This is a genomic window from Paenibacillus harenae DSM 16969 (assembly GCF_000422465.1).
GTDB classification, from domain to species: Bacteria; Bacillota; Bacilli; order Paenibacillales; family Paenibacillaceae; genus Pristimantibacillus; species Pristimantibacillus harenae.
This window is the reverse complement of sequence record NZ_KE383844.1, coordinates 531,866-556,739: the sequence shown is the minus strand read 5'-3', so window position 1 is coordinate 556,739 and position 24,874 is coordinate 531,866. Positions and strand designations below refer to the sequence as shown.

Below are 24,874 nucleotides of genomic sequence, written 5' to 3'. Positions count from 1 at the left end.
CCAAGGGCCAAATATAAAATAAACAAAAAGTAGCAATTCATAAGAAATGCAGCCTATGAAATTTTCCTATAATAATCTTGTGCCTTTATTAAAATCAAATTGAAAGGAAGTTATCAAATGAATAATATAAATTTCAGCGTTGTGGAAGCAGGTCCATTTAGCAGCCTTATGAGTATGTCGAAGGTCCCCATCCCGGGAAAGTACTTTCTGAAGGACAGGCTTGGACTAACGGGTATGGAGGTTTCATTGAACCAACTTCCGCAAGGAGGCTCGATCCCGTTCTATCACACACATCGAGAGAATGAGGAGCTATACCTTTTCATTGGCGGCCGAGGTCAGTTCCAGGTGGATGGACAGATTATTGATGTCAAGGAAGGCACGACGGTTCGCGTTGCACCTGAAGGCGAACGCACTCTACGCAATAACGGTACTGGCGATTTGTCTTTCATCGTAATTCAAGTCCAAGCGGGCAGTCTCCGCCAATGGGTGGAGACGGATGGCGTCATACTCGATAAACCGGTGACCTGGCAGGAATAGGATCAGATGTTAAACTTCCTCGGGTAATTATAACTCAATATGCACGTAGGGACGGCAGCTACTTCACCGGCTGCCGTCTTCTCAACGGGGAGGATAGATCAATAAACAGTTATGATGAAGCTGCCGGCATAATCGGGCTCTTCATTTCTGCTAAGTCGAGCCGGCGAACGCGCGCTTGATCGGCAGTCATGTCGATCTCGGTGATCTTGCCATCCACAATTTTGAGTTCGAGCACGAAAAGCATTTGACCGCGAGAAGCAACAACCACGCCTACAGATCCGTTCACGAGCACCGGCCGTGCACCATGGGCGCGACCAGCGAAGCCTTTTGCCACAGCTTCCGCACCGTGAACAACTGGCCATGCTGCGACCGGAGGAAATGCAGGGTCTTGCCGGAGCACAACATCGGGGTCTAATACCGCAAGAAGCTTCTCAAAATCTCCAGAACGCGACGCTGCTAGGAAAGCATCTACAAGCTCCCGTTTTCGCTTGAACTCCTCCGAATCCGCAGTCGCTTTCGCTCCCTGAATCCGACGGCGCGCACGGCTCGCAAGTTGTCTGGCTGCTGCCTCGTTACGCCCTATAATCGGGGCGATCTCCGAGAAAGATAAGGCGAAAATATCGTGCAATACGAATGCGATGCGTTCGGCGGGATTCAAATTTCCAAGGACCATCAGCATCGCAAGACCAACCGAGTCGGCCAACAATGTTTCGTGCTCAGGATTGCTTTCGTCCTGACGGCTATTAACCGGTTCAGGCACATTCACCAGCGCAAGCTCCTCACGCCGCGATTTACGAATTCGCAGCATATCCAGACACACCCTAGAGACTATCGTTGTCAGCCATCCCCCCATATTCTCGACCTCTCTAGTATCGGTGCGGCTAAGACGAATCCATGACTCCTGTACGGCATCATCCGCTTCGCTTAAAGATCCGAGCATCCGGTAAGCCACCGTTTGCAGGTGTTTTCGATGCGCCTCGAATTGTTCCACCAGCCAATCATGATCGTTCATTATTACATCACTTCTTCCTTCGTTCCTTTTTACTTATATGTCGTACGAAATTCAACAAACGTGACAACGGAGGATGTATGAATTCTGCATTTTACTTATCCCAAATAAATTTTCACCGTATCCGTCACGTTTCCTCGCTGACTTACGACATAGTAAGTGACAAGGGAAACCGGATTACACGAAGAATACCGAGGATGTCCCGAAAAGAACATTTAAACTAAGGAGTTGATTATTGTTTTCGAAGCACCTACGGGAAGGGAAAATCAGGTGAGAATGGGTAGGCAGCTCAAAAAGTTGTAGGCAGAATGGTAATACGAAATTTTTGGCACTTAAAATAAAGGGAGGAAATCCTAATGACTATATTCTCCATCGTTCTTCAAAGTTTACTTGTCTTATACTATGCCTTTTCAGGAGGCGCCAAGATTGCAGGAGCCAAATACTGGGCTGATATTTTCAAGAATCTTGGACTACCGCAATGGTTTCGTGTCGTCACAGGTATCGTCCAGTTAATCGGAGCAGCATTACTCATTATAGGCTACTGGTATGTAGAGGCGGTCGCATGGGCTGGCATTTGGCTTGGAGTCACTATGTTATTGGCGTGTCTCGCGCATTTCAGGGTCAAAGATCCAATCGGCAAAACGGCAGCGGCCATCTTTTTTACTGCATTAATCATCATTCTAACCCTCATTAATGCAGAGGGTCTGATGCTTACAATTTATTAAGAAAGCATAATCCCTGTTGTTTCCGACGACTGGTTTTGTCGGCGGAAGGGCCAATGCACACCGCCGGCCAAATAATTTGTTGAAGTAACGGATAGAGACAGATGGCAATCTGTTCAAGGAAGAGCTATGTGCGGTTTTTTAGCTCCGCCTTCTTAATAACCAACTGCTTGGCTAAATCAGCTTGTCTCCCGGCGATTTCGGTTAATTCTGCATTTAATTTATTTATTCGGGTTAATTTATTGCTCAAATCGCTCGGTAGTGCGCTTTTTTTGCTATCCCGATGTAATTGCTTCAGTTTAGCTTCGGCTGTATCTTTCTTCTTCTTCTCGTCCAAGCTTTGCGTTTCGAGCTGAGCTATTTCTCTTTTTAGTCGATTTATAATCGATTGTTTAAAATTAATGGACATGTAATACACCTCTTAATCGTAGATTGGAGCATCATTTCAGTTTACTGCAATGAGCCTGCATATGCGAGGAATACAACGACCGTAAGCTATACGGTTAGGTGCAAACAATAATCTGCCTGATGAAGTTCCCTTTTCTCGTGGTACAGCGGTCATGGATCGAAAATCCTGCGCTTACAATCAGTTCGTCGATCGCGCCAACCGTAACAATGACAGCTTTGTCGGCGATTCGGCGAGTATGCTGCAGCAAGGAAAGCTGCGCCTCGGAAGAGGTGTGCGAGAAATGGTTATAAGGCATGTCCACGACAGCGGCATCGTAGTGATTCGAAATTTCAGATATATCCCCGCAGACAACATCGGTTTGGAGATGGAAATGGTCCAAATTTTCACGAGTGCCTTGAACGACAAAAGGATTGCTGTCTCGCCCGACGATATCGATCCCCATGGATAGCGCTTCGACCAGCACCGTCCCGATGCCGCAGCAGGGATCAATGGCCGTCACCTGCATGGGTACGGGTACGGCAATGTTGGCCACGGCCCGCGCTACTCGCGTGCTTAGGGCAATGGAGTAGTTTCTTGGTTTCCGCATATGGGTGAGCCAAACGGCTTTGCTCTTGATATAGCTGCCGAAATACCAGCGTCCGCCCCAGGTTAAAATGCCGAAAACATGATCAGGCCGCCGTACATCGGCTTCACCCTCGATATGAATGCCAATCTCGCGTTCAATGACGCGCTGCTCGTCGAATTCAATTTTGTCTTCCGGCGCCAAATCATTCATTTTGACGAAGATGACTTTAAAGGTTTGATCGCGTAATTCGATTTGCTCCACCTGCTCCAAAATCTCTTCGAGCCTGTCCCCTTCATAGAGCACCTCAATCCGCTCTCTCATAAACGGGCTGCGGTCGGGATGAACGGCTATTTCACTCATTAAGAGGCCGGTGTCGGACTGTTTACCAAAAAAAGAACGCATCTCCAGCTGGCACAGCCCGATTTCCTCCAGGCGATACCCATAAGTATATATAAACTTCGTATGATCACATCCTTCACATGAACTGCAGAAGCTTCTAGTATACGCTATATGAACACGCTTCTGTTAATGGGCGGAGAAATCAGCTTACGCCGAGATAGATCCAATCTCCAAAAAACAACGGTAAAATGGTATGATGTTGAGGTTGGACAACTTCGGGAAGATGGTGAATGTTCAGCAGAAAAACCGCCAGAGTCGAGGAGGAATTGTCTTGAAAGCAGGATCAAACTCACACGTTTACCAGGTAGCGGCAGGTTGGGCCAAATGGCCGGATTCCGTCAATGTAGGCTACACGCACGGTATTGTGACGGACTCGGAGGATCGGGTATATGTATTTCATACCGGAACGCCGTCGATTGTTGTTTTCACGGAGCAAGGAGAGTTTATTCGCGCATTCGGGGAACAGTTCGAAGGCGGGGCGCATGGTTTTTATTTCCATCAGGAGCACTTATACGTGACGGATACGAGTCGCGGACTTATGGTTAAGCTGACGCTCGAAGGAGAAGAGCTGTTAACGATCGGAGCGCCGGATCGTCCGGATATTTACGATGCGGAGCGCAAATACGTCCCTACCGACGTGGCGGTCGGGCCGAACGGCGATATTTATGTATCGGACGGCTACGGTCGGAATTGGGTTCATCAGTTCACATCTGAAGGCGTTTACATTCGCTCATGGGGCGGCACGGGTTCCGAGCAGGGGCAATTCAAATGCCCGCACGGGATTTCGGTAAATCCCCGCAATCAGGAGCCGGAGCTGTACGTTGCGGACAGAGGCAATTCCCGTATTCAGGTATTTACGATGGACGGCGAATTCAAGCGGCAGTTCGATAACGATATGGACATGCCATGCAGCTTCTATTTCTTCGGGGACGAGATGTATTTCCCCGATTTACACAGCCGATACACCATTTTCGATAAAAACGATACGTTGATTACGCACCTGGGAGAAGATCAGAATGCATATAAGCAGCAGGGATGGCCGAATCTTCCGAAGGAATATTACAGAGATGACCGGTTTAGCTCGCCGCATGGCGTATGCGTCGATTCGAAAGGCAATGTCTATGCGGCGGAATGGATTTCCGACGGAAGAGTGACGAAGCTGGAGCGCATTTGAAACGATAATAAAGCAGGCGTGATTAATGGCGGATTGTTTTCATCCGCTAGCGGGGCTGCGGCAGGTTGTTATATAAGTTGAACGAAAGAAACGAAAGCGTGAAGCGGAGAGAGCAAATCGTTCTGGAGAAACGAAGTGGTCGCTTTTTGCAGTCCAAATGGTTACCTAACAGGGCTTACCTATTCAGACCATTTGGCTGGAACAGCGATCGTAAGAGTGATTTACTCTCGCAGCGATTACAGCTGATGTAAATCAATCGTTCAACTTATATAGTTTGCGACTTGCTGCAGCCTCCTTGTGTTTTCTGCCAGCTATGTAAAAGTGGAAAGACAACCCGGTGAATGGTAATCTGAATTACAACATGCAGGCAAAGGAGGTGAATGGCATGAGCCAATTGCCGGAAGGGAATGAGCCGTGGGACAGCCTGATGGCAGAAGTTCACGAGTCCGTCATCGTGGAAGATACGGAGGCCGTAATCTATCCGCAAGCTGCGGCATTGTCTGCGTTCTTGCTTATTTATTGCGACAAAGGGAAGGGTGAACTGCACTACAGGGAGCAGTCGTCCGAGCTTGCCCGCCATGGGTTGTTTCTGCTGTATCCGGGTACTGCTGTTTCCATTAAGCCCAACAAAGAAACTCCTCTGAAATTGTATTTGGCGAAATTCGATCTATTCCGCGCCGTTGAGCGGACGGAACGGCACCGGTTGTACGAGCGGCAGCTGGGTCTGACGGCAGAGGGAAAATACACCGGTCCGTTTAATCGCGTCAAGCAGCAGCTCATGCTGCTTTCCAAGCCGGCACCGGCGATTCCTGTTCCGGTGCTTCGTCTGCAGCGGCAGCAGTATTTGATGGAGCTGCTGCAGATGATTGCGCCAGCCGGCGAAGCAGGCGGCTCCGAACAAGAAGAGCATTGGCTGCAGCAGGTGCTGCGCTATATTCAGGATAACTATCATCGGGACCTCCGCGTAGAGACGCTGGCCGAGATGGCCGGTCTGCATCCCGTCTATTTCTCGCAGCAGTTCAAGCGGTTTATGGATAAGTCCCCAAGCGCCTATATTACGCAACTAAGGATAAATCGGGCGAAGGAGCTGTTGCTCGCCTCCGCTCATAACATACGCGAGGTCGCTCAGTCTGTCGGATACCGGGATGAGTTTTATTTTAGCCGCCGTTTCAAAGAAAGCACCGGTTATCCTCCGACAGCCTATTTGAAGCAGAGCAGCCCCGGCGTCATTTCCCTGTCCTATCCTTGTACGGATCATTTGTATACGCTTGGCGTGGCGCCCCGCGCTGCCCAGCTGCATCCGAGCTTCACATTCGATACGACAGAGCTGAGCCTGCCTATGCACGGCTCCGAGGCATGGGAAACGAGCCGCGAGGTATTCCTGAACCTTCGTCCTGATCTTATCCTGTGCAAGGATAACGTGCTGATCAAAGCGCGCGAGCATATCGGGGATATCGCGCCGATTCTGTCTATTTCATGGACGAACATGGACGTATACGGGCATCTGCGGCAAATTGCGCTCATTGTCGACCGCAAGCTTCATGCGCAGTTGTGGCTTGACCGGTTCGAGCATAAGGAGGAGCAGGGACGCAAGCTGATCCGGCAGCAGGCAGGCGGGGCCGTACTTGCGATAGGCGTGATGCGGGAAAACGGTTTGAGGATGTACAGCACGCGGAACGTAGGACACGTATTCTATCGTTCGCTGCAGCTGACGCCGCCGGACCCGATCCGGAAGGAAGCAGGCAAGTTTGCGCCGGGAACGGGCTTCAACTGGATGAAGGTGGAGCCCGAGGAGCTGCCAGACTATGATGCGGATATGCTGCTGCTGTTTGTATGTTCGCCAGAGGAGAAAGCGAGAATGGAGAGGGTATTGGCCGAGGATTTGTTATGGCAGCGGCATACTGCGGTGCGTACGAAGCGTTATGCGATTTTGGACTGGTTTCAGTGGATGGTCTATGCCCCGAGCTCGCTGGAATGGCAGCTGGAATCGGCGGTCCAATTACTGAACTCGCTCATGCGCAGATAACAGCCGATTAACTTGTGAGGGTTAAACCTGGCAAGCGGACAAAACGATGATCGTGCACGCTTAAATCTGTACAAGCATAAAATCTTGCATTCAGACATGGACTCTCTGCAGGGCTTCCTATACAATAGCTTCTATTGATAAAGATTATCATTATTATTTACCGCGAGGATAAGCTTATATCCGGAGCGGCTAATCGACATAAGGGGGAAGCATGCGGAGATGAAAGTCAATTTGATCATGTCATTTATACGGTTTGGACGGGGGAGGAGGGGGCTGCCGCTGCTGGCTTTGGCGCTGCTGCTGTTGTCTGCGGCATGCTCGGGAAATGTCCGGGAAACGCCAGGCGGACAGACCGGAGCTAATGGAACCGCCGATGCGACGGCTAATGAGACTGCCAATCAAGAGACAGATACGAAGCCGGCTGGGGAGGCGAACCGGCGCGTAATCGAGCATGCGGGCGGACAAACTGTTCTGGAGGATGAGCCGAAGAAGATTGCCGTGCTGGACTATCGGCTTGCCGATACGCTGCTGGCGCTGGGGATAATCCCGCATGCGATGGGCACGTATTTGGGAGAAACGGATTTGCCTTATATCGACGGCTCTCCTTTAGCCAAGGTCGTCCCGTTAGGCGACAGCGTGAATATGGAATCCCTGATCGATTCAGAGCCGGACCTGATTATCGCCCGCTCGACGGATACGCTGGAAAATTTGCAGAAGATCGCGCCTACAATTGTGGTTGATAAGGCTGATAACTGGAGAGAAGGGCTGCGGGAGGTTGGGCGTTATCTTGACCGTGAGGCCGAAGCGGAGGCATGGCTCGCAGAATTTGACCGGGAAGCTGCCGAATTGCGCGAGGAGCTTGGCAAGCGGGCAGAGCCGGATGCCACCTTCCTGTATTTGAGGGTGATGCCGAAAGAAGTTCGCGTGCACGGCGTGGACCAGGCGTTGTCGCAGACGCTGTTTGGCGAGTTGGGGCTGAAGCCGGTTCCCGGCCTGGAGAACGTGAAGAGAATCGAAGTAATCTCACTGGAGGCGCTGCCTGATTTCGACGCTGATTATATCTTTATGGAAGTAGGGACTCCTGGAGCAGGCGGGGACCAAGATGCCAAGGACAACCTGAAAGGACTCCAGGAGACGATGGTATGGAAAGGCCTGAACGCCGTACGTCATGACCGCGTATACGAAGTTCCGCAGTGGATTATTAGCGATTTCCCGCATATTAAGCTGAAATCTCTAGAAATTATCCGCGAAGCTCTACTTGGGAAGTAACTGGAGGTGACCAATATTAATATAGCTGCTTCATTTTTTTCGAAACATCGCAACCTTTGAAACCTATCCTTCGTTTGTGGTGGTGGAACGTTCCAAATACTAGATGAGGCGATAGGCCTGAAGCAAGCTGAAGAGAAACATGCAGTGCCGCAATATGCGGCGGCTGCATGTTCTTTGTGGTTATTCCGGGTTTATCATCAATGCCAGCAGTCAGCAGCGGAGAAACGAAGTGAAATATCACCTAACGAGAAGTGGCAGGCAGGGAGAGAATTAGAGAAACGGGAGGCTTACTTAGTTATGGTATTGGAAGTTATCGCCGCTTGTATGGAGGATGCGCTGACGGCCGAGGCGAACGGCGCGGATCGCCTGGAGCTGGTTACCGCTATTACCGAAGGCGGCTTGACCCCGGGGATTGGATTAGTCGAGCAGGTTGTTAGAGCCGTGAGCATTCCTGTGTTCGTTATGGTTCGTCCGCACAGCCGATCCTTCGTTTACTCGGGTCATGATATTTTGACAATGGCGGCAGAAATAAGAGCCATTGCGGCCAGCGGCGCTGCAGGTATCGTTCTGGGCGCATTGACCTCGAAAGGGCGAATTGACGAACCGGCCATGGAGGTTTTGCTGCCGCTGGCAGACGGCTTACAAGTAACATTTCACCGCGCTTTCGACGAGCTGATGGACCAGGCTGACGGTCTGCGGACGCTTGGCCAATATCCTCAAATCACGCGGGTGCTTACCTCCGCGGGGCCGGGTTCGGCCATGGAGGCTATTCCGGCTATACGCAGGCTGGTCGAAGCATCGCAAGGCGGATCGGTGAACATATTAGCCGGCAGCGGCTTGAAGCCGCATGGCATTAAGGCGTTTATCGAACAGACAGGCGTGAAGGAAGTTCATTTTGGATCGGGGGTTCGTTACGGCAATAGCCCATTGTCTCCAATTGACCCTGTGGTCCTTCGGGCTTTGGCTGACAGCCTTCGTACGGCGGGCGGATACTAGAAACGAAAAAGGCAGCTAGACAGGAGCACGATCAAGCTATAACCGCCTCTCATATGTTAGGGGAGAGAGGAGGGACGGCATGAGGTATAAAAGCACCTCGATCAAGAGCAAATGGTTAAAAACGAAGTGGCTGCTGCGCGCAGCGAAAATTCGATCCTATGTTCCCCAGACCTTGCTGTTCAGCCGAAGCAGTCTCGGAAGCATGCTTTCCCGCTACTCCACCGTCTATTTTAAACCTACCGGCGGGACGGGCGGCTTTCATATCGTGCGCATAACAAAGGCCGGGAACGGTTATCAAACCCAACATAACTCGGCAAAAAAACGTTTCCCCACACGCGATGCTCTCTATGGACATTTGAAGAAACGCGCCAAGGGGCGCTCTTTTCTGATGCAGAAGGGCATTAAGCTTGCCGCCGCGAACGGCAGGCCTTTCGACATTCGCGTCATGGTTCAGAAATCGGTCGGCGGCGTATGGAAGAGCACGGCGCTCTTCACGAAGGTAGGCAGGCCGGGCAAGGTGGCGACAAACTACCATCAAGGCGGCGATCTCGGCTATTTTCAGCAAACGATGTCGAAAGCGGGGTTCAGCAAGTCCAGGATCAAGGAGAAGGAAGCTGAGCTGAAGAGGCTCGGCACATCCGTTGGACGCTTATTTGACAAGCGCATCAGCGGATTTCGGGAACTGGGGCTCGACGTTGCCTTGGACGCCAGAGGGAGGGCTTGGATTCTTGAAGTGAATACCAGACCCCAGTTCTACCCGCTGAGGCGAATGAATAAAAGCATGTATCGCCGCATCATGTCCTATGCCAGGAAATATGGAAGAAAAGGTTAGATCGTCTGCAGCCGACAGAAAATAATGAACAGCTCAAGTGGTACGACATTTTATGTCGTACCACTTGTTTTATAATGATGGCATCTTCAAAGAAACGAGGTTAGAAACCGATGCCAAAAACAAAAAGAGGCCGCGTGTTATGGAAACTTCCTTCCCGCGGAAGGGGGACCTGCCCCATATGCGCAAGCACCAGAATTAAGCTTCTGTATACGCAAACAAGCTCGAAGGGAATGTCTTTTCAAGTATGCAAACGATGCGTAAACGCACCGCAGGAGAAGGTAGACGCCGTGAACGGTTAAGCTATCGTTGCATGAAGGGCCGTTTAATGCTGTAATGAAGAAACAAGCAAAGGAAGGGGCTGTTTGGACGTGAGCAACATGCATCGTATCGGTTGGTTTGATCAGCAAGTACGGGCGGGCAACTACCCGAACAGCAGCCTTCTCGCCAAGGAATTCGAGATTTCCAGACGGCAAGCCGCGCGGGATATTGAATATATGGAAATGTCGCTTCGCGCGCCATTGAAATACGTAGCCAAGCAGAGAGGCTACTGCTATGAAGACGAGGCGTTTATCCTGCCGCATATGTATATGACGGATGAGGAGAAGAAGGTGCTCGGCTATCTCGCGCTTCGTTACCGGCATTACAATTACGATCATTCCGGGTCTGTCGGCCGCGTCGCCGACTTGCTTGGCCGATTCGAGAGCACGAAGGAGACCGCAAGCGGGGATCGTCTGCGCCTGCCGATCTTCGATGTTCATCCGCGGACGATCCAGCATATGGAGCTGCTTTCCAGCGCCATGTCGGAAGGCCGGTCCGTCATGATCCTGTATAAGGACGAGGAAGGGGAGCGCAGCTTGCATGTAACTCCAATCAGGTTTGCTTCCCGCTATCATGCCGATTATGTCCTTGTACACGGCGAAGGCGACGAGAGGCCGACGAGCTTGAGACTGGACGGCATTTGTCAGATTTCGATTTCCGGCCCAGCCTTTAAACACGGCCCGGTGGCGGAAACGACAGATTTTGAAGGCAGGAAGCCTGCACGTACGCCTTATTTGGCGCAAGTGAAATTGCCGGCCGCGCTTAATGGGGACAGCTGGAACGGTTACCGCATACATGCGCTGGAGCAGCTTGTTTATACCGTTTCTTTTTATGATGCGGACAGCTTTCTGCAGCATCTGCTCGTTGCCGAATGGGAGGAGCTGATTTCTCCCCGCTGGCTGAAGCAGAAGCTTCAGAGCAGGTGCGAGCAGGCGTTGAGTCGCTTGAACCTGATAGAGTAGCACGGGAGACGGGGGGACGAAGCGATGCCGGTCGTGCGGTTGGAACAGCTTCTGATGAAGCGGGAGTCCAAATCTTATATAGACAGCCTCTACGCCATACTGACGGCAGCCCATTTGTTCAACGGTACGAAGCACAGGCTCGCCGGGCTTACCGGGATGGCATTCAAATTTACGGTTCATGAACAGCTGCTGCCGCTATCGGTAACGGCCTACGGGCAGTGGATTAACGAGCATAGGCCGGCCATTGAAAATGTAGGGTTATTTACGGTGATGGACGGAGGGAGAACCAGGCACCCGACGTTCCGCCATTACCAGCAGAAAGCGGTACAGGCAGCGAAGGACAGTCTGGACGAGGGAATCGGCGCCATTTATTGGATACCGGAGTTCGGCGTTATTGACGGCTATGACGACGAGGACCGTGTATTTTTTGTTCAGGACGGCTGGTCGGGTGACCGTCAAGTTGTGCTCTATGACAATTTCGGTCTTAATTTCACCGAATTCTGGTATTGCCAGCTATTCGGGGAAAAGGTGATTGTCTCTGATGAAGCGATGCTTCTCGAATCGCTTCGTCTCGCTATTTACGACTGGGATACCCCTTATAAAACATTGCCGAACAAGGATATAGCCTCGGGCAAGCTGGCCTATGATTTTCTCATTCACGCTCTTCATAAAGGCGGCTACGATGAGAACGGGGCCGTCTATATTCTGGATTCCTACTTCCATTCCCGAAAAGAAATTTGTGCGTATTTGCGAGAGGCGCGCGGCATTTGGCCGGAACTGGACGACGCATCGGTACTATACGAGCAATTAGCCGCGTCTATTCCGGATATGGAGGGCAGCATTGCCGAAACGAACGGGAGGCGGCAAATCGATCGCAGCCTAATTGAAGAACTGATCGGCGGCTTGACGGCCGCGCAATCGCTTGAAGACCGGGCGGTCGATTTGTTTCGCGCCATATCCCGCGCTTATCCTGACCCAAAGCGGTCCGTCGTTCCGCGCTGGGGAGCGCATACGCCTAAGTAACCGCGCAGGCGCAGAGAGAGGTGTACAATTATGGCTGTCATACTAGCGGATTTGAAGATGACCATTGAGTCGAATTCTTATATCGACGCCATGCACGCCGTATTGACCCGCAAGAGATGGTTTTCCTTCCCGAAGCCGATGCTCGCCGGCATGACGGCGTCAGCCTTTCGCTTTACGGTCAGCCGGCGGTTAACGGCGGAATCGCCTGTCGCTTACAACTGGATCGCGGAAAACTTTCTTGCCGCAGACTTTATCGGCGTAGCCGCTTGGTCGGGAGCCGGCTTTTACTTTGACGCGACCTTTCCGCTCTACAAGCGGGATGCCATCGCTCAGATCAAAGGCGCGATTGACGGCGGAATAGGAGCGATCCTATGGAATAACCGATTCGTCATTGCCGCCGGCTACGATGACGAACGGGAAGCGTTATGGATATCGAATGGAGAAGCGGATGAGCTTGTGCTGCTGCCGTATGTGGATTTTGGCAGAAATGCCTCGCCTTACTGGTACTACCAAGTGTTCGAGAATCGCATCGCGCTCGATCATCTTGAAATCTGCAGGGAGTCGCTCATGCAAGCCGTTCATAAATGGGAAACGCATGATCCGATGCTGCCCGAAGCGGATTATGCCTGCGGGCGTTCGGCATATGATGCCATACTAGCGGCACTGCATAGCGGAGACTATGACCGTTCGGGAATATCGGCCGTTATCCGCAGCTATGCCGCTGCCAAACGGGACATCAGCCGGTATTTTGCCGCGCTGGAGACCTACTGGCCAGAGCTTCGAACGGCGGTTGAGCATTACAAGTCCTTGGAGGCGGCATTCGATGAGGCGGAGCGGCTGGCAGGCTCGGCGGATCAACAGCTTATCCCTCTATTCGCCGCCGCCAGGCAGTCCGAAGAAATGGCGATTGCAACGATCAAAACGTTCATGCGTGAGACGATTGATATTCGAAGGCACGATATCGCTTTAAGATAGGCTGCGGCCAGTACCGCCGGCATTATTCCGAATACGGGAATGATGTTTGGCGGTATTTTTTAATGCTAATAATTTATAAGGTTTACGCTTATATGCGTTTAGAATTCTTCGCGAAACGGTTTGCGTCCTCTGACAAGGACGCCGAAAGGCGTTTCTGCTTGCGTGTTCAGGAAATAATGCAGCATAACCCCACCTAAAGAAAACAAACATCTCATCCTAAGAAACTTCATTGTGAGAGGAACGGATATGAAGCATAATAGCTCCATAACCATTAAGGGGGATATAAACATGGGAAATAGAAGAGGAAAGTGGCTTAGCTTTGCATTGGCCGGCGTCCTTGCCTTTGGACTTACCGCGTGCGGCGCTAATGGAGGAAATACGAACGGCGAGACACCGGCAGCGGGAGACGGAAACGGAAACGGAGCCGGTGCGGGAGACGGCAAGAAAGTAACGATTACTTTCCAAAATATTTATCCGGACCCTACGGATCCGAAATATAAAATGATTCGCGAAATCGTATCGAAGTACGAGACCGAGCATCCGAATGTGAAGATCGAGCTGGACTCCTTGAATACCGACCAGCAGAAGCTGAAGCTGAAGACGCAAGCGGCTTCCAAGGAAATTCCGGACATTACGATCGTGAACCCGGCCGCTCAAATGCAGCCATTCGTTGAAGCCGGCCTGTTCGCGCCGCTGAATGAGATGGTCGAGCAGAACGGTCTGAAGGATACGTTCCAGGAAGGCATTCTGGACTACTACACATTCGACGGCAACCTGTACGCGCTGCCTGACGGCAACAACATCGGCGTTGTCTATTACAACAAATCGTTGTTCGAGAAAGCGGGCGTTGAGGTTCCGCAGACATTCGAGGAAATGGTTGAAGCGGCGAAGACGCTGAAGGCGGCTGGCATTACGCCAATCGCAATCGGCGAGAAGGACAGCTGGACCGGCTCGTTCCTGTTCATGAACATCCTGCTCCGCACGAACGGTCCCGGCTTCCTGCAGTCCGTACTGGACGGCAGCAAAACATTTGAAGATCCGGCATTCACCGAGGCGGTTGACGCATTCCAATCGCTGGTTCAAGCAAGCGCGTTCCAAGAAGGCGCCACATCCTTCGATTACAACGCCGGCGAGAACCTGTTCAAGACGGGCCAAGCGGCTATGTACTACATGGGGAGCTGGGCAACAGGCGGTATCGAAACCTCTGAAGCAAGCAAAAATGACAATATCGGCGTATTCAAGTTCCCTGCCGTAAACGGCAAAGGCGATCCGAACGAGTTCATGCTGGCTCCGGGCAGCGGCTTCGCGGTATCGAAGAACAGCGAGCATCTGGAGGAGACACTCGATTTCTTGAACTTCTTTATGATCAACTACCCGATCGAAGCGTTCAAGGTGAAAGGCGCAGTCGGCGTCGCTCAAAACATCGATGAGGACTTTGCTGCTGCCGGTTATTCGAAGATGGCAGTCGACGTTCTGAACCTGTTCAAGGAAGTAAAGGGCGGAGATCTCTCATTCGATAACACGATGAACCCGGGAACGTCCCAAATTCATTTGTCCAGCATTCAAAACCTGTTCGTTTCCAAGAAAGAAGCTGCCGATGTGGCGAAAGAGCATCAGAAAGCTTACGAAGACAATAAATAATTGCCGCCTTGTGATGGTTAAAGGGGCTGCCCAGCGCTCCCCCTTTCTTCAAATATAAGACTTTATAAGTTTAGCACTTATAATTTAGCTTATATTTCACCGCGAAACGATTGCTTTGCCGCCAAAGGCCGGCTCAGCCGTTTACGCTTGATCGGCGATAAAGCTTGAAGGAGTTGGATGCCTTGAACGTACTGAAAGTATCCAGGTGGACGATCGCGGCATTCGTGCTGCCTTGTTTGCTGATTTACATCTCGCTTGTTTTTGTTCCAATACTCATTTCCTTCTACAGCGGCATGCTGGACTGGAACGGCATCGGGGAGTCAACGTTTGTCGGCTTCGATAATTTCGTGAAAATGCTGACGTCGGACGCCGTCTTCTGGCCGGCCGTCGGACGCACTTTTATGCTGGCTGGCTTCTCTATGCTCATCCAGCTTCCGATTGCGCTGTTCGTGGCTATTCTGATCAGCCGTTATGTCCGCAAGCCCAATTTCCTTGTATCCAGCTATTTTCTGCCTGTAATTTTGTCCGTCGTCGTCATTGGGCAACTGTGGAAGACGATCTATAATCCGGCCTCCATGGGCGGCATGATCAATCAACTGCTTATTATGATCGGTCTTGAGGAATGGACTCATTCCTGGCTGACCGAACCGAAAATCGCCATCTTTGCGATCATTCTGGTCGGCTTATGGCAATACTTGGGCTATCATGTCTTAATTCAATTCACCGGCATTCAGAACATTCCGGCCGACATCTACGAAGCCGCCAAGATAGACGGAGCGGACGGCTTCAAGGCCGATCGATATATTACGCTGCCTATGATCATTCCGATTTTTAAAATATCGGTAGTGCTTTCATTTATCGGCTCCCTTCAGTCGTTTGACCTGATTATGGTCATGACCGGAGGCGGACCCGCAAATGCGACGGACGTGATTTCGAGCCATATGTACAAAATGTCGTTCCTGTCGCAGGAATACGGCTACGGCAGCGCCATTGCGTCATTCCTGGTCGTTGTCTGCCTGGCCGCAACCGTGATTATCAATTTCTTGTTCACTCGTCTGGACAAAAAATACACGTAAGAAGGAGGCGCTTCGCATGAATCAATCTGCAGCAATACCGGCCGCGCCTGCCGTTGCAACCCGGCGAATTCGTTTCTCTTTTGCCAAAATGATGGTATTCGCCGTGCTTGGCGTACTGATCGTTACCCAGCTGTATCCGCTTCTGTGGCTGCTGCTCTATTCGTTCAAGACGAATGAGGAAATATTGTCGGGCAATTTCTTCGCCCTTCCATCGCAATGGCAATGGAGCAACTACAGCGCCGCCATCGAGAGCGGAAACTACTGGAAGTATTTATCCAACAGCCTGCTTGTTACCTCGGTGACCATGGTTGGCGTTATTTTACTGGCTTCGCTTACGGCATTCGCCATTTCGCGCTTCCGCTGGAAATACGGGCAGCTGGTTCTGCTGATCTTTCTGCTGGGCATGATGATTCCGCTGCAGGGCACGCTGCTCCCGCTCATGATTATGTTCAGCAATGTCGATATTCTGAACACGCATTTGTCGCTCATCCTGCCGTATATCGCCTTCCAGACGCCGATCGCCGTCTTTATTCTTAGCGGATTTATGAAGTCGATTCCGCATGAGATCGAAGAATCGGCCATTATGGACGGGGCGGGCGTATTCCGTATCTTCCGCAGCATTATGCTGCCGGTGTCGGTACCGCCGATTATGACCGTGTGCATTCTAACCTTCATTAACATTTGGAACGAATATATACTAGCGGCGACATTTATTTCTTCCGAGCGGCTCAAGACGCTTCCGTTCGGCGTGAACAGCTTCGTCAGCCAATATTCGGTTAACTACGGCGCAATCGGCGCGTTCCTGGTGCTTGGCGCTTTGCCGGTTATCGTCGCCTATTTCCTGCTCGCCGAGAAAATTACGAAAGGCATGGTAGCCGGTGCCGTAAAGGGTTAAGATAGGATCATGAAAAATTTTCAAACGATTCACGGCCGCCTGTTCCCGATTTTTCTGCTCAGCATGCTCGGCCTGCTGTTTATTGTAAGCCTGGTTTATTACCAGCGGGCGACGGAGCAAATTCGGGATAAGGTCGGCGTCATTGCCGAAAAAAATATTTCGCAGACAGTCGGCCTGTTCGATCTTCTGCTTAAAGGGTACGACAGTGTGACAAAGTCGCTGAACAGCAACAATGATCTGATGAGGCTGCTCCAGCAGTACGCTGCCGCGGAACCGGTCGAGGCTGTTAATCTGGAGCGGAGAATTACCGATAACATCGGCGCTATCTTCTATTCGCGGAGCGATATCATCGGCATTCATATTGTTACAAATCGCGGCAAGGTGTTCAGCTTTGACCTTACTAACGGCGCTTCGGTAAGAGACTATTCAGAGACGTCGTGGTTTAACGAGCTGAAGCAGACCACCGGCGAGATGAAATGGCTCGGCGTATTCCCGGAATCCTTGATGAGCGGGGGAATTCGCCGGCCTGTTTTTGCTTTCGGACGGCAGCTGTACGAGCTTAGCGCGCTGAAGTCGATCGGCATTGTGCTTATCGAGACGGATGCGGACGCCATTGTGTCGGCCCTGTCGAACGCCAGCTTGGGGCCCAGCAGCCTGGTTATCATCCGGGATGCGCTTGGCAAGGACATTATACGGACGAAGGAAGAGACGGAAGACTTTGCGAATGTGCCGCAGGATTGGCTGGGGACGCTGAAGAAGAATGAGGTTTTCGTCCGGGAAAGGGACGGGGCTATGGTAACCGCCGCCCAAATCGGCATGGCCGGCTGGACAATGATCGGCATCACGCCGAATGAGGAGCTGCGGCTGGAGCTGAAGCAGACGCAGCAGTTTCTGCTGACGGTAACGCTGCTGCTCGTCGTTGCCGCTACCGTACTGGCAACGCTCGTCTCGCGTTCGTTCTCCTCGCCGTTCAAGCGGTTGATTCATCAGATGAAGCAGGTGGAGATCGGGAACTTCAAAGGTAAAGTGCAGGTGCAGTCCTACTATGAGATTAACGTGCTGGTCGACTCCTTCAATCGGATGGTGAAGCGCATGGATGAGCTGGTCGAGCGGATCAAGCTCGCTTCCATCAGCGAGAAGAACGCCCAGCTGCAGGCGCTTCAATCCCAGGTGAATCCGCATTTTCTGTTCAATACGCTCGATATGATCTATTGGATGCTGGATGAGCGGGAGAATGACCGGCTGGGCCGGGTCATCCTGGCCTTATCCCGCATTTTTCGCTACAGCAGCGACTGGGAGGAAGCTTCCCGTACGACGCTGAGGCAGGAGCTCGAGCAGTTTCAGCATTATTTTACGATTATTGAAACAAGGCTTAGCGGGCGGGTACGCACTTCAATCGAGGTGGAGGAGCGCTGGCTGGATGTTGAGGTTCCAAAGATGATTCTGCAGCCGATTGTCGAGAACGCCGTGAAATACGGTCTGGAGCCGCTCAGCCATTCCGGCTTGCTGCGCGTTTATTCCCGGGAAGCGGGCGGCAGACTGGAAATCGTTGTAGAGGATGACGGGGTAGGGATGGATCCGGAGACGCTGCGGCGTTTAACCGGAGCGCTGGAAGGCGCGCATGATCCGGGTGATACGGATGCCGGGCAGACGGGCCGGCGAGGAATCGGTCTGCTTAATGTGCACCGCCGAATTCAGCTGATGTTCGGTGAAACCTGCGGCCTGCGGGTCGAAAGCGAACCGGGACGGGGAACGGTCGTTATTGCGTCGTTTCCGATTTCAGGCAGAGAGGGGGAGAGTTCTTGAATATTCTCGTCGTGGACGACGAAAGCGTTATTCGAAGCGGCATTGAGCGGACGATACGCAATCATTTCCCGGAGCATCGGGTTTGGATGGCCGAGCTTCCGGAGGAAGCGGTCGAGCTGCTCAAGAACGAGTCAATCGACCTTGTGCTGACCGATGTGCTCATGCCCGGCATGACGGGGCTTAAGCTGATCGAGCTGACGCGCAAGCGTCATTCGCATATCAAGTGGGTCGTGATCTCCGCCTATTCTGAATTTGCTTACGCGAAGGAAGCGCTCCGGCTGGGTGCCAAGGATTATTTGCTGAAGCCGATCGGGAAAGATATTCTGATCGACAAAATCAGGGAGCTGGGAGAGGAAATCGCCGAGGAGAACGAGCGGAACAAGGAGTCGCAGCTGCTGACGCGCAACCTCCGTTTTTTGCGGGAAGCCGTATTTGCGCGATGGGCCGCCGATCTCGATCTTGGAGGGATTGACCTGACGCCTTTTGTCGGCAAGCACCCGCATTTTCATCTTATTCTGCTGCGCTTGGACAGCGACGCCGATCTGAGACTGGAGCACTTTATTGTAGAGAATGTGCTGTCCGAGCTGATTGACGACGCAGGGCAAGGCTTTGTGGCCAGCTTTGACGCCAAGAGCCTGCTCGGTCTCGTTACGCTGCGGGAGGGAGCCAGCCTTGGAGCGCTGATCGAGCGGCTGCGCGCACACCTGAAGCGCTACTTGAAAATCCCGTTTCAGGTGATGCATACCGGGCGGATTACCGATCTTGCTTCCGTGCCGCGGGAAGTCCGGCAGATGCGCAAGACATCTGCCACCCAGGTGTACGATCATTATGCCAGCGGCGGAGAGAAGGCGGTGGAGGTGGCGCTGCAGTATATTCATGCGCATTTCTCCTCCGAGCTGTCGCTGGAGAAGGTGGCGTCCATCGTGTACCTGAATCCGGTGTATTTCAGCCAGCTGTTCAAGCTGAAGATGGGCCAGGGTTTCAAGGAGTATATCATTCATCTGCGCATTGAGCGGGCGATGGAGCTGCTTCGCGGCTCCGAGCTGAAGATCGGGGAGATCGCCGAGCAAACCGGGTATCCCGACGTCCGCCATTTCTCGCAAATTTTCCGTAAGAAAGCCGGCTGCACGCCTTCGGAGTTCCGGCAGAACGCACCTGCGAACGCGAACTGAGTGCGGCAGAACGCACCCGCGAACTGAGTGCGGCAGAACGCACCCACGAACTGAGTGCGGCAGAACGCGCCTGCGAACTGAATGCGGTTGAAAGCACCCGCGAACGCGTACGGAATGCGGCGGACTCACCCGCGAAGGTGAACTGAATGCGGAACGAACGCGAACGGAATGCGGCGGCAGACGATTGCTGATAGGCTGGAAGGGACCCTTCGGACCTGCTCTAAGAGCAGGGCTGGGGTTCTTTTTTGTTGTAATATCAAAAACTGAAACTATTCTTTACTACAATGAGGCACCTAGTCGATTAGTTTCGAGTACTGAAACTAAACGCTTCATTCGCGAGAGAAACCTCCGGATTTCGTTGACCAGTTTCAAAATTTGAAATTAACTCCTGATTCAGCACCAACTCCAACCGTTTAATTTCAAATTTGGCAACTAAGCTGGCTTCCATGAATGTTAGCTATATCTTTCGCGAACAGTCGGGTCTGACAGTGCCAAAATCGATTTTCCCCTCTCTAAGCGCTCTAGCGCTTATCGCGAAAAGCACGAGGAGATACGCCGTACCGCTGCTTGAAGGCTTTGGAGAAATGGAATTCGTCGTAGAAGCTCAGCGAGGCGGCGATTTCCTTCACCGATACATTCGTTGTCTCGAGCGAAGCCTTGGCGGAGGCCAGCTTAAGCTCAAGCATATAGCGGCTGGGCGGCATGCCGGTCATGGCGCGGAACCGCTCGAAAAAAACGGTGCGCGATAAGCCCGTGCCGCGAATGAAGTCTTCTACCCGAAAAGGAACGCCGATATGTTTGTGCATCCGGTAGAGCGCCTCATCCAGCTCAGGGAAGCGGGCGGACGGAATGGCGGCCTGATCGCGTGCAAACAGGAGCAGTAGCTCCTGAAGAATAAGATGCGCGGCATAGCCGTAGCCTGCCGGCTGCAGGATGAGCCCGTCGATGAGCCGTTCGCAAAGCTGGACAGCCTCGGGCATTTTGGCCGTCGTCACCGCGTGCCCGATCGGAAGATTCAGTTGGCGCGCCATGCCGAGTCCGCTGAACTCGATAAAATAAAAATCCCAGTGGCCTCCATGGCAGCCGTACGAGCATGGGGCAGTCTCTTCCGCGATAAGAAACGTGCAGGAGACGAGCTGGGCTTGCTTCTCCGATTGGGTGAACAGGCCTTTCCCGCCGCAGGTCATAAATAATCCGGGGAACGAGAAGCCGTCCGGCTTGACGACTTGATAAGCGTCATTGGCCTGCACCTTCCAGATGGACCGGAAGCGGCAGTCTGGGAGCTCGTGATTTCCTTCAAGCGTATAGGGAATATCCATATAGGGCTTCATATCCACGGTGAGTCTCTCCTTATGCGGATTCGTTCTATTTTACATGATTCCTTGTGATATAATCGCAATCGTTAGTTATTTACGTACGATTATACATGATTCACAGACGGTGCTCCATGGCTTGAAGAGGGGCGGCCTCCTACAATAAAGCTATCTGAACGGAGGAGTGTTGCAAATGATGGTTAAAGTAGGAAGCCGGGAATTGGAGCTGGGCGGGCCGCATTTAACGGAACTAAGAAGCTCGAATGAGCTGCTGCACGACATAGACGCGCTGCGTGACAGGCTGAAGGAGGACGGTTATTTGCTGCTTCGGGGCTTTCATGACCGGGAGCAGGTGCTGCTGGCGCGCAGGAGTATCCTGAAGAAGATGGACCGGTTGGGCAAGCTGGAGCGGGATACGCTGCTGGAGGAAGGCGTTATGGCGGGCGGCAGCCGCACGATCTTTATGGGCGGGACGAACGAGGATTTGCCGGAGCTGCTCAGCGTGCTGAACGGCGACCGCATCATGGGCTTCTTCGATGCGCTGTTTGAGGAACGATCGCTCACTTATCATTACAAGTGGCTTCGGGCGGTCGGACGGGGAGACTTCACCGGCGCGCATTACGACATCGTTTACATGGGCAGGGGCACGCATAACCTTTATACCGTCTGGTCTCCGCTTGGGGATATTGACTACGCAATGGGAGGGCTGGCGATTTGTCTGGACTCCCATAACTTTGAAGAGCTGAAGCAGTCGTACGGCTCCAAGGATTCGGACCGCGACGCCGGAATCGGGCATTATACCGACGATCCGCTTATCGTAACCGAACGGTTCGGCGGGAAGTGGGCGACGACGGAATACGAGGCCGGCGACGTCCTTATCTTCGGTATGTTCCTGATGCATTGCTCGCTCGAAAACACGACGAACCAATACCGGCTGAGCGTGGATACCCGGTACCAAGCGGCCAGTGAGAAGGTCGACGAGCGCTGGAGCGGGAAGAAGCCTCGCGGACATCATAAGTAGGGAGTCTGCTTCGCAAGAAGGCAGGCGTTATATACAAAGAAGGCCGGCAGATTCATTATTTCGAGCAGCTCCCGGCACCAGAAATGGAGAGCACGATCAAACCTTCGATTAGCTTTTCAAACTCCTGTTAATGGTTAGAACTTGGACTCTTTAAGAAATTTGGATCGATCATAACCATGAGGATAACCGTTCTGGTAATTGGTAATACGTTGACAATGGAGCAAAGATCACTAAAATAAAACTTGGCTACGATAAAAAGAAAATGCTAATGGCGATTTCATTATTACAAAGACTCCTCAGATTGGTTGATACTAACCAATCTCTTCGTAATTAAAAGGAGGGTATGAATTTTGAAACATTTATGGATTGTTATGGTTATTGCTTTATTTATAGTTGTTGGTTGTACGAGTAATTTGGAAAATGGTTCGGAAAAGGATGCGATAAAGGAATTAGTAGAAAACCAAACAGGCGACTACTCTGTACATGTATTTAGTAATGTAACCCTAGATGAAAATTTTCAAAAAAAGGTCAATGAAAAAATAAATGAGATCAATAACCAATTTTTAAAAGAGGATGGCATAACTAACGTCTCATTTATAGATACCAGAGATAAAGAGAAATATGACTACGACAAAATATTAAAGCTTGATAGTTATCCTCAAATTCTTTTATTTCAAAAAGAAGAAGTCATATTCAGAACATCAAATCCAGATGATCTATATCAGTATTTCAAAGACATGAATTCTTAATTTCATTCAAACATTTAAACAGATGCCTCATTCATCTTTAGCGTAACGATACAACGCGAGATTACTTGGAGGAAAACGGGTATGATCAAATGCGTGTAATTTGCGTGGCCAAGTTTCGGCCCACGGTGATCACGACATTCCCTTTTTTGCGCCCAGTTTCAACATAGCGGTGGGCCTCGGCGATTTGATCCAGCGAATAGCGTCTATCGATGACCGCTTTTATTTTTCCCGTCTCAAACAACTCTCGTAGGAAATTGAGATTTTCCTTATTTTGTTTTAAGCCCGAGGCGGTGAACCTTGCTTTTTTGCCGCCGGTCTTTGAAGTCCTGAACATGTGAAGCATGATCCCCAGTGTAGGGACCGTCGTAAGATAGACCCCGCTTTGCTTTAGCGAGCCTTTACAATTCGAAAAGGATCGCTTGCCTACCGCATCCAAAATAATGTCGTACGTCTCGCCGTTTTTGGTGAAGTCCGCTTTGGTGTAATCGATCGCTTTATCGGCTCCCATAGCCTTCACCAATTCGATATTCGCGGAACTGCATACCCCGGTAACTTCGGCTCCAAAATAGTTGGCGAGCTGTACCGAATAAATGCCTACCGATCCGGAAGCGCCATAGATAAGAACCTTCTGTCCGCGCTGGATATTGGCAGTGTCCCTGAGGAAAACTAATGCGGTTAGCGCTCCGTCACAAAGGCCGGCCGCTTCTTCATAGGTCGCGTTGGCCGGTATGACGGCCAAAGGGGCGTCTTCCGGCAGACATTTGTATTCGGCATGAGCGCCAAAGCTGGCCGGGCTTATTCCGAAAACCCGGTCGCCCGCTTTGAAGCCTGTCACGTCTTTGCCGGCTGATTCAATTTCCCCGGCCAGCTCAACCCCTAAAATATTATTTTTGGGCCGGATGAGACCGTAAACCAATCTGACTATAAAAGGATCGGCACTCCGGAAGGAGCAGTCCGCCGGCGTTACGGTTGCGGCATAGATTTTAATTCGAACTTCATTGTCCCTTGGAATAGGCATGGCTGCCTCTTGTAACTGAAGAACGTCCGGTGTGCCGTATTTTGTGCATACGATCGCTTTCATTCACATTCCTCCCAACCGGTTATTGGTGATCCTCCAAGAAAAAAACGTCCTCAAGCGGCAAGCCAAAGACTCGTGCAATGCGAAAGGCGAGCTCCAGAGAGGGGGAGTAGTTTCCCTTTTCAATGGTCACGATGGTTTGCCGCGTTACCCCTACTTGATCCGCCAACTGCTGCTGAGTCATTTCATTGTGGTTAAACCGTAATTTCCGTACGTTATTGCCAATAAGACTTTTGCCCATCTTAGACTCCTTTCCGGTAATAATAAAGCTGCGAGACAACGCCGACGATTTCTGACGCGAGCCCTGAGCAAATAAGGATGATGAACATCACGGAGGGCTGCATATGCAAGACCAGCGATCCCATCGCCAGAAGAAAGCCGAACACAAATCCATAATGAGAATTCCTGGTAGCTTTTAATGCAATTAACTTGTCGAGCTCATCGGCGAACGAAGGTTCTTTTTCATTCGTCGTTACGTTGTAGAAAATGCTGAATGCGATAGAAATAATGATTTTGGCCGCGATCGTCACCGGGATCAAGATGAGAATGAAGGCTCCCCAGAAGCTGAAGGCATCCGTCTGATCCAGGCTCCTGTCTTGGTACTTTTGAAACACATAGAAGCTATAAATTCCAAAAATCAGTAAGCTGCTGATCAAAGACACGATGTTCTTCTTTTCTTGGTAGGACATGTTTGACTCCTCCTATAGAATATCCTTTACTTTCCAGTCAAGTTTGATATACATAATGTAACCTAAACCATTCATTATGTAAAGTATTTTTTACATATGAGAGATGAAGCGGCTTGCGACTGCTTTCGCCGGAAGAGCGGGCCGGCAGCAGACGTGACGAGGAAGATTTTGATATTTAGAAGAAGAGGTTGGCAGAGTCGGCTCGAAATCAAGGAAAG

General features: G+C 51.4%; 24 protein-coding genes. 17 read left to right on the top strand and 7 right to left on the bottom strand.

Annotated elements, in window-relative coordinates; translation table 11 throughout:
* The first annotated feature begins 117 nt into the window (after window positions 1-117).
* Window positions 118-537, top strand: a complete 420-nt coding sequence (locus H581_RS0126680) for a cupin domain-containing protein (RefSeq protein WP_028612671.1) — start codon at window positions 118-120, stop codon at window positions 535-537.
* Between the two features lie 109 nt (window positions 538-646).
* On the opposite strand, the gene H581_RS0126675 is transcribed toward H581_RS0126680, so the two are convergent.
* Complete coding sequence (locus tag H581_RS0126675; RefSeq protein WP_028612670.1) at window positions 647-1,549, bottom strand: sigma-70 family RNA polymerase sigma factor; 903 nt, start codon at window positions 1,547-1,549, stop codon at window positions 647-649.
* Window positions 1,550-1,902: 353 nt separating this feature from the next.
* Between H581_RS0126675 and H581_RS0126670 the strand changes: the two genes are divergently transcribed.
* Window positions 1,903-2,271 carry a DoxX family protein gene (locus H581_RS0126670; RefSeq protein ID WP_028612669.1) on the top strand — a complete coding sequence of 123 codons (369 nt, stop codon included), beginning with the start codon at window positions 1,903-1,905 and terminating at the stop codon, window positions 2,269-2,271.
* Window positions 2,272-2,395: 124 nt separating this feature from the next.
* Here the strand turns inward: H581_RS0126670 and H581_RS0126665 are convergent, their stop codons facing one another.
* Together H581_RS0126665 and H581_RS0126660 are read right to left on the bottom strand one after the other, a co-directional pair.
* The gene (locus H581_RS0126665) at window positions 2,396-2,677 is read right to left on the bottom strand and encodes a hypothetical protein (protein ID WP_028612668.1); all 282 of its coding nucleotides are present in this window, start codon (window positions 2,675-2,677) and stop codon (window positions 2,396-2,398) included.
* 94 nt (window positions 2,678-2,771) lie between these two features.
* Window positions 2,772-3,695 carry a TRM11 family SAM-dependent methyltransferase gene (locus H581_RS0126660; protein ID WP_028612667.1) on the bottom strand — a complete coding sequence of 308 codons (924 nt, stop codon included), beginning with the start codon at window positions 3,693-3,695 and terminating at the stop codon, window positions 2,772-2,774.
* Window positions 3,696-3,912: 217 nt separating this feature from the next.
* Here H581_RS0126660 and H581_RS35500 point away from each other — a divergent pair, with 217 nt between their 5' ends.
* The 13 genes from H581_RS35500 to H581_RS0126590 all read left to right on the top strand — a co-directional run bounded on the left by H581_RS35500 (window position 3,913) and on the right by H581_RS0126590 (window position 19,806).
* Entirely contained in the window at window positions 3,913-4,815 is a 903-nt protein-coding gene (locus H581_RS35500; protein ID WP_051251392.1) for an NHL repeat-containing protein, read from the top strand.
* A gap of 385 nt (window positions 4,816-5,200) precedes the next feature.
* A complete protein-coding gene (locus H581_RS0126650; RefSeq protein WP_028612666.1) occupies window positions 5,201-6,841 on the top strand; it encodes a helix-turn-helix domain-containing protein in 1,641 nt (546 codons plus the stop codon).
* Window positions 6,842-7,060: 219 nt separating this feature from the next.
* Window positions 7,061-8,110: an ABC transporter substrate-binding protein gene (locus H581_RS0126645; protein WP_028612665.1), complete on the top strand. Its 1,050-nt coding sequence runs from the start codon at window positions 7,061-7,063 to the stop codon at window positions 8,108-8,110.
* 297 nt (window positions 8,111-8,407) lie between these two features.
* Window positions 8,408-9,106: a copper homeostasis protein CutC gene (locus tag H581_RS0126640; protein ID WP_028612664.1), complete on the top strand. Its 699-nt coding sequence runs from the start codon at window positions 8,408-8,410 to the stop codon at window positions 9,104-9,106.
* Window positions 9,107-9,185: 79 nt separating this feature from the next.
* Window positions 9,186-9,938 carry a YheC/YheD family protein gene (locus H581_RS0126635; protein ID WP_028612663.1) on the top strand — a complete coding sequence of 251 codons (753 nt, stop codon included), beginning with the start codon at window positions 9,186-9,188 and terminating at the stop codon, window positions 9,936-9,938.
* A 377-nt stretch (window positions 9,939-10,315) separates the two neighbouring features.
* Complete coding sequence (locus tag H581_RS0126630; RefSeq protein ID WP_245600182.1) at window positions 10,316-11,218, top strand: helix-turn-helix transcriptional regulator; 903 nt, start codon at window positions 10,316-10,318, stop codon at window positions 11,216-11,218.
* A 24-nt stretch (window positions 11,219-11,242) separates the two neighbouring features.
* Window positions 11,243-12,241 carry a hypothetical protein gene (locus tag H581_RS0126625; RefSeq protein WP_028612661.1) on the top strand — a complete coding sequence of 333 codons (999 nt, stop codon included), beginning with the start codon at window positions 11,243-11,245 and terminating at the stop codon, window positions 12,239-12,241.
* 30 nt (window positions 12,242-12,271) lie between these two features.
* Window positions 12,272-13,216: a hypothetical protein gene (locus H581_RS0126620; protein ID WP_028612660.1), complete on the top strand. Its 945-nt coding sequence runs from the start codon at window positions 12,272-12,274 to the stop codon at window positions 13,214-13,216.
* Between the two features lie 288 nt (window positions 13,217-13,504).
* Window positions 13,505-14,857 carry an extracellular solute-binding protein gene (locus tag H581_RS0126610; RefSeq protein WP_028612659.1) on the top strand — a complete coding sequence of 451 codons (1,353 nt, stop codon included), beginning with the start codon at window positions 13,505-13,507 and terminating at the stop codon, window positions 14,855-14,857.
* Window positions 14,858-15,039: 182 nt separating this feature from the next.
* A complete protein-coding gene (locus H581_RS0126605) occupies window positions 15,040-15,933 on the top strand; it encodes a carbohydrate ABC transporter permease (protein WP_028612658.1) in 894 nt (297 codons plus the stop codon).
* Window positions 15,934-15,949: 16 nt separating this feature from the next.
* On the top strand, window positions 15,950-16,828 hold the full coding sequence (locus tag H581_RS0126600) for a carbohydrate ABC transporter permease (protein ID WP_028612657.1): 879 nt from the start codon (window positions 15,950-15,952) through the stop codon (window positions 16,826-16,828).
* A 9-nt stretch (window positions 16,829-16,837) separates the two neighbouring features.
* Window positions 16,838-18,634, top strand: coding sequence for a sensor histidine kinase (locus tag H581_RS0126595; protein WP_036720109.1), 1,797 nt, complete (start codon window positions 16,838-16,840; stop codon window positions 18,632-18,634).
* On the top strand, window positions 18,631-19,806 hold the full coding sequence (locus tag H581_RS0126590) for a response regulator (protein WP_028612655.1): 1,176 nt from the start codon (window positions 18,631-18,633) through the stop codon (window positions 19,804-19,806). The genes H581_RS0126595 and H581_RS0126590 overlap by 4 nt, the downstream gene beginning before the upstream one ends.
* Before the next feature lie 521 nt (window positions 19,807-20,327).
* On the opposite strand, the gene H581_RS36720 is transcribed toward H581_RS0126590, so the two are convergent.
* On the bottom strand, window positions 20,328-21,137 hold the full coding sequence (locus H581_RS36720; RefSeq protein ID WP_245600181.1) for a helix-turn-helix transcriptional regulator: 810 nt from the start codon (window positions 21,135-21,137) through the stop codon (window positions 20,328-20,330).
* A gap of 175 nt (window positions 21,138-21,312) precedes the next feature.
* Between H581_RS36720 and H581_RS0126580 the strand changes: the two genes are divergently transcribed.
* Both H581_RS0126580 and H581_RS0126575 read left to right on the top strand, forming a co-directional pair.
* The gene (locus H581_RS0126580) at window positions 21,313-22,140 is read left to right on the top strand and encodes a phytanoyl-CoA dioxygenase family protein (RefSeq protein ID WP_028612653.1); all 828 of its coding nucleotides are present in this window, start codon (window positions 21,313-21,315) and stop codon (window positions 22,138-22,140) included.
* Window positions 22,141-22,490: 350 nt separating this feature from the next.
* The gene (locus tag H581_RS0126575) at window positions 22,491-22,889 is read left to right on the top strand and encodes a hypothetical protein (protein ID WP_028612652.1); all 399 of its coding nucleotides are present in this window, start codon (window positions 22,491-22,493) and stop codon (window positions 22,887-22,889) included.
* An 85-nt stretch (window positions 22,890-22,974) separates the two neighbouring features.
* On the opposite strand, the gene H581_RS0126570 is transcribed toward H581_RS0126575, so the two are convergent.
* Genes H581_RS0126570 through H581_RS0126560 form a run of 3 tightly spaced genes read right to left on the bottom strand, consistent with a single transcriptional unit; the run spans window position 22,975 to window position 24,656 of the window.
* Window positions 22,975-23,970, bottom strand: coding sequence for an NAD(P)-dependent alcohol dehydrogenase (locus tag H581_RS0126570; RefSeq protein ID WP_028612651.1), 996 nt, complete (start codon window positions 23,968-23,970; stop codon window positions 22,975-22,977).
* Between the two features lie 19 nt (window positions 23,971-23,989).
* Window positions 23,990-24,208, bottom strand: a complete 219-nt coding sequence (locus H581_RS0126565) for a helix-turn-helix transcriptional regulator (RefSeq protein ID WP_028612650.1) — start codon at window positions 24,206-24,208, stop codon at window positions 23,990-23,992.
* A 1-nt stretch (window position 24,209) separates the two neighbouring features.
* Window positions 24,210-24,656, bottom strand: coding sequence for a hypothetical protein (locus H581_RS0126560; RefSeq protein WP_028612649.1), 447 nt, complete (start codon window positions 24,654-24,656; stop codon window positions 24,210-24,212).
* Window positions 24,657-24,874 lie beyond the last annotated feature (218 nt).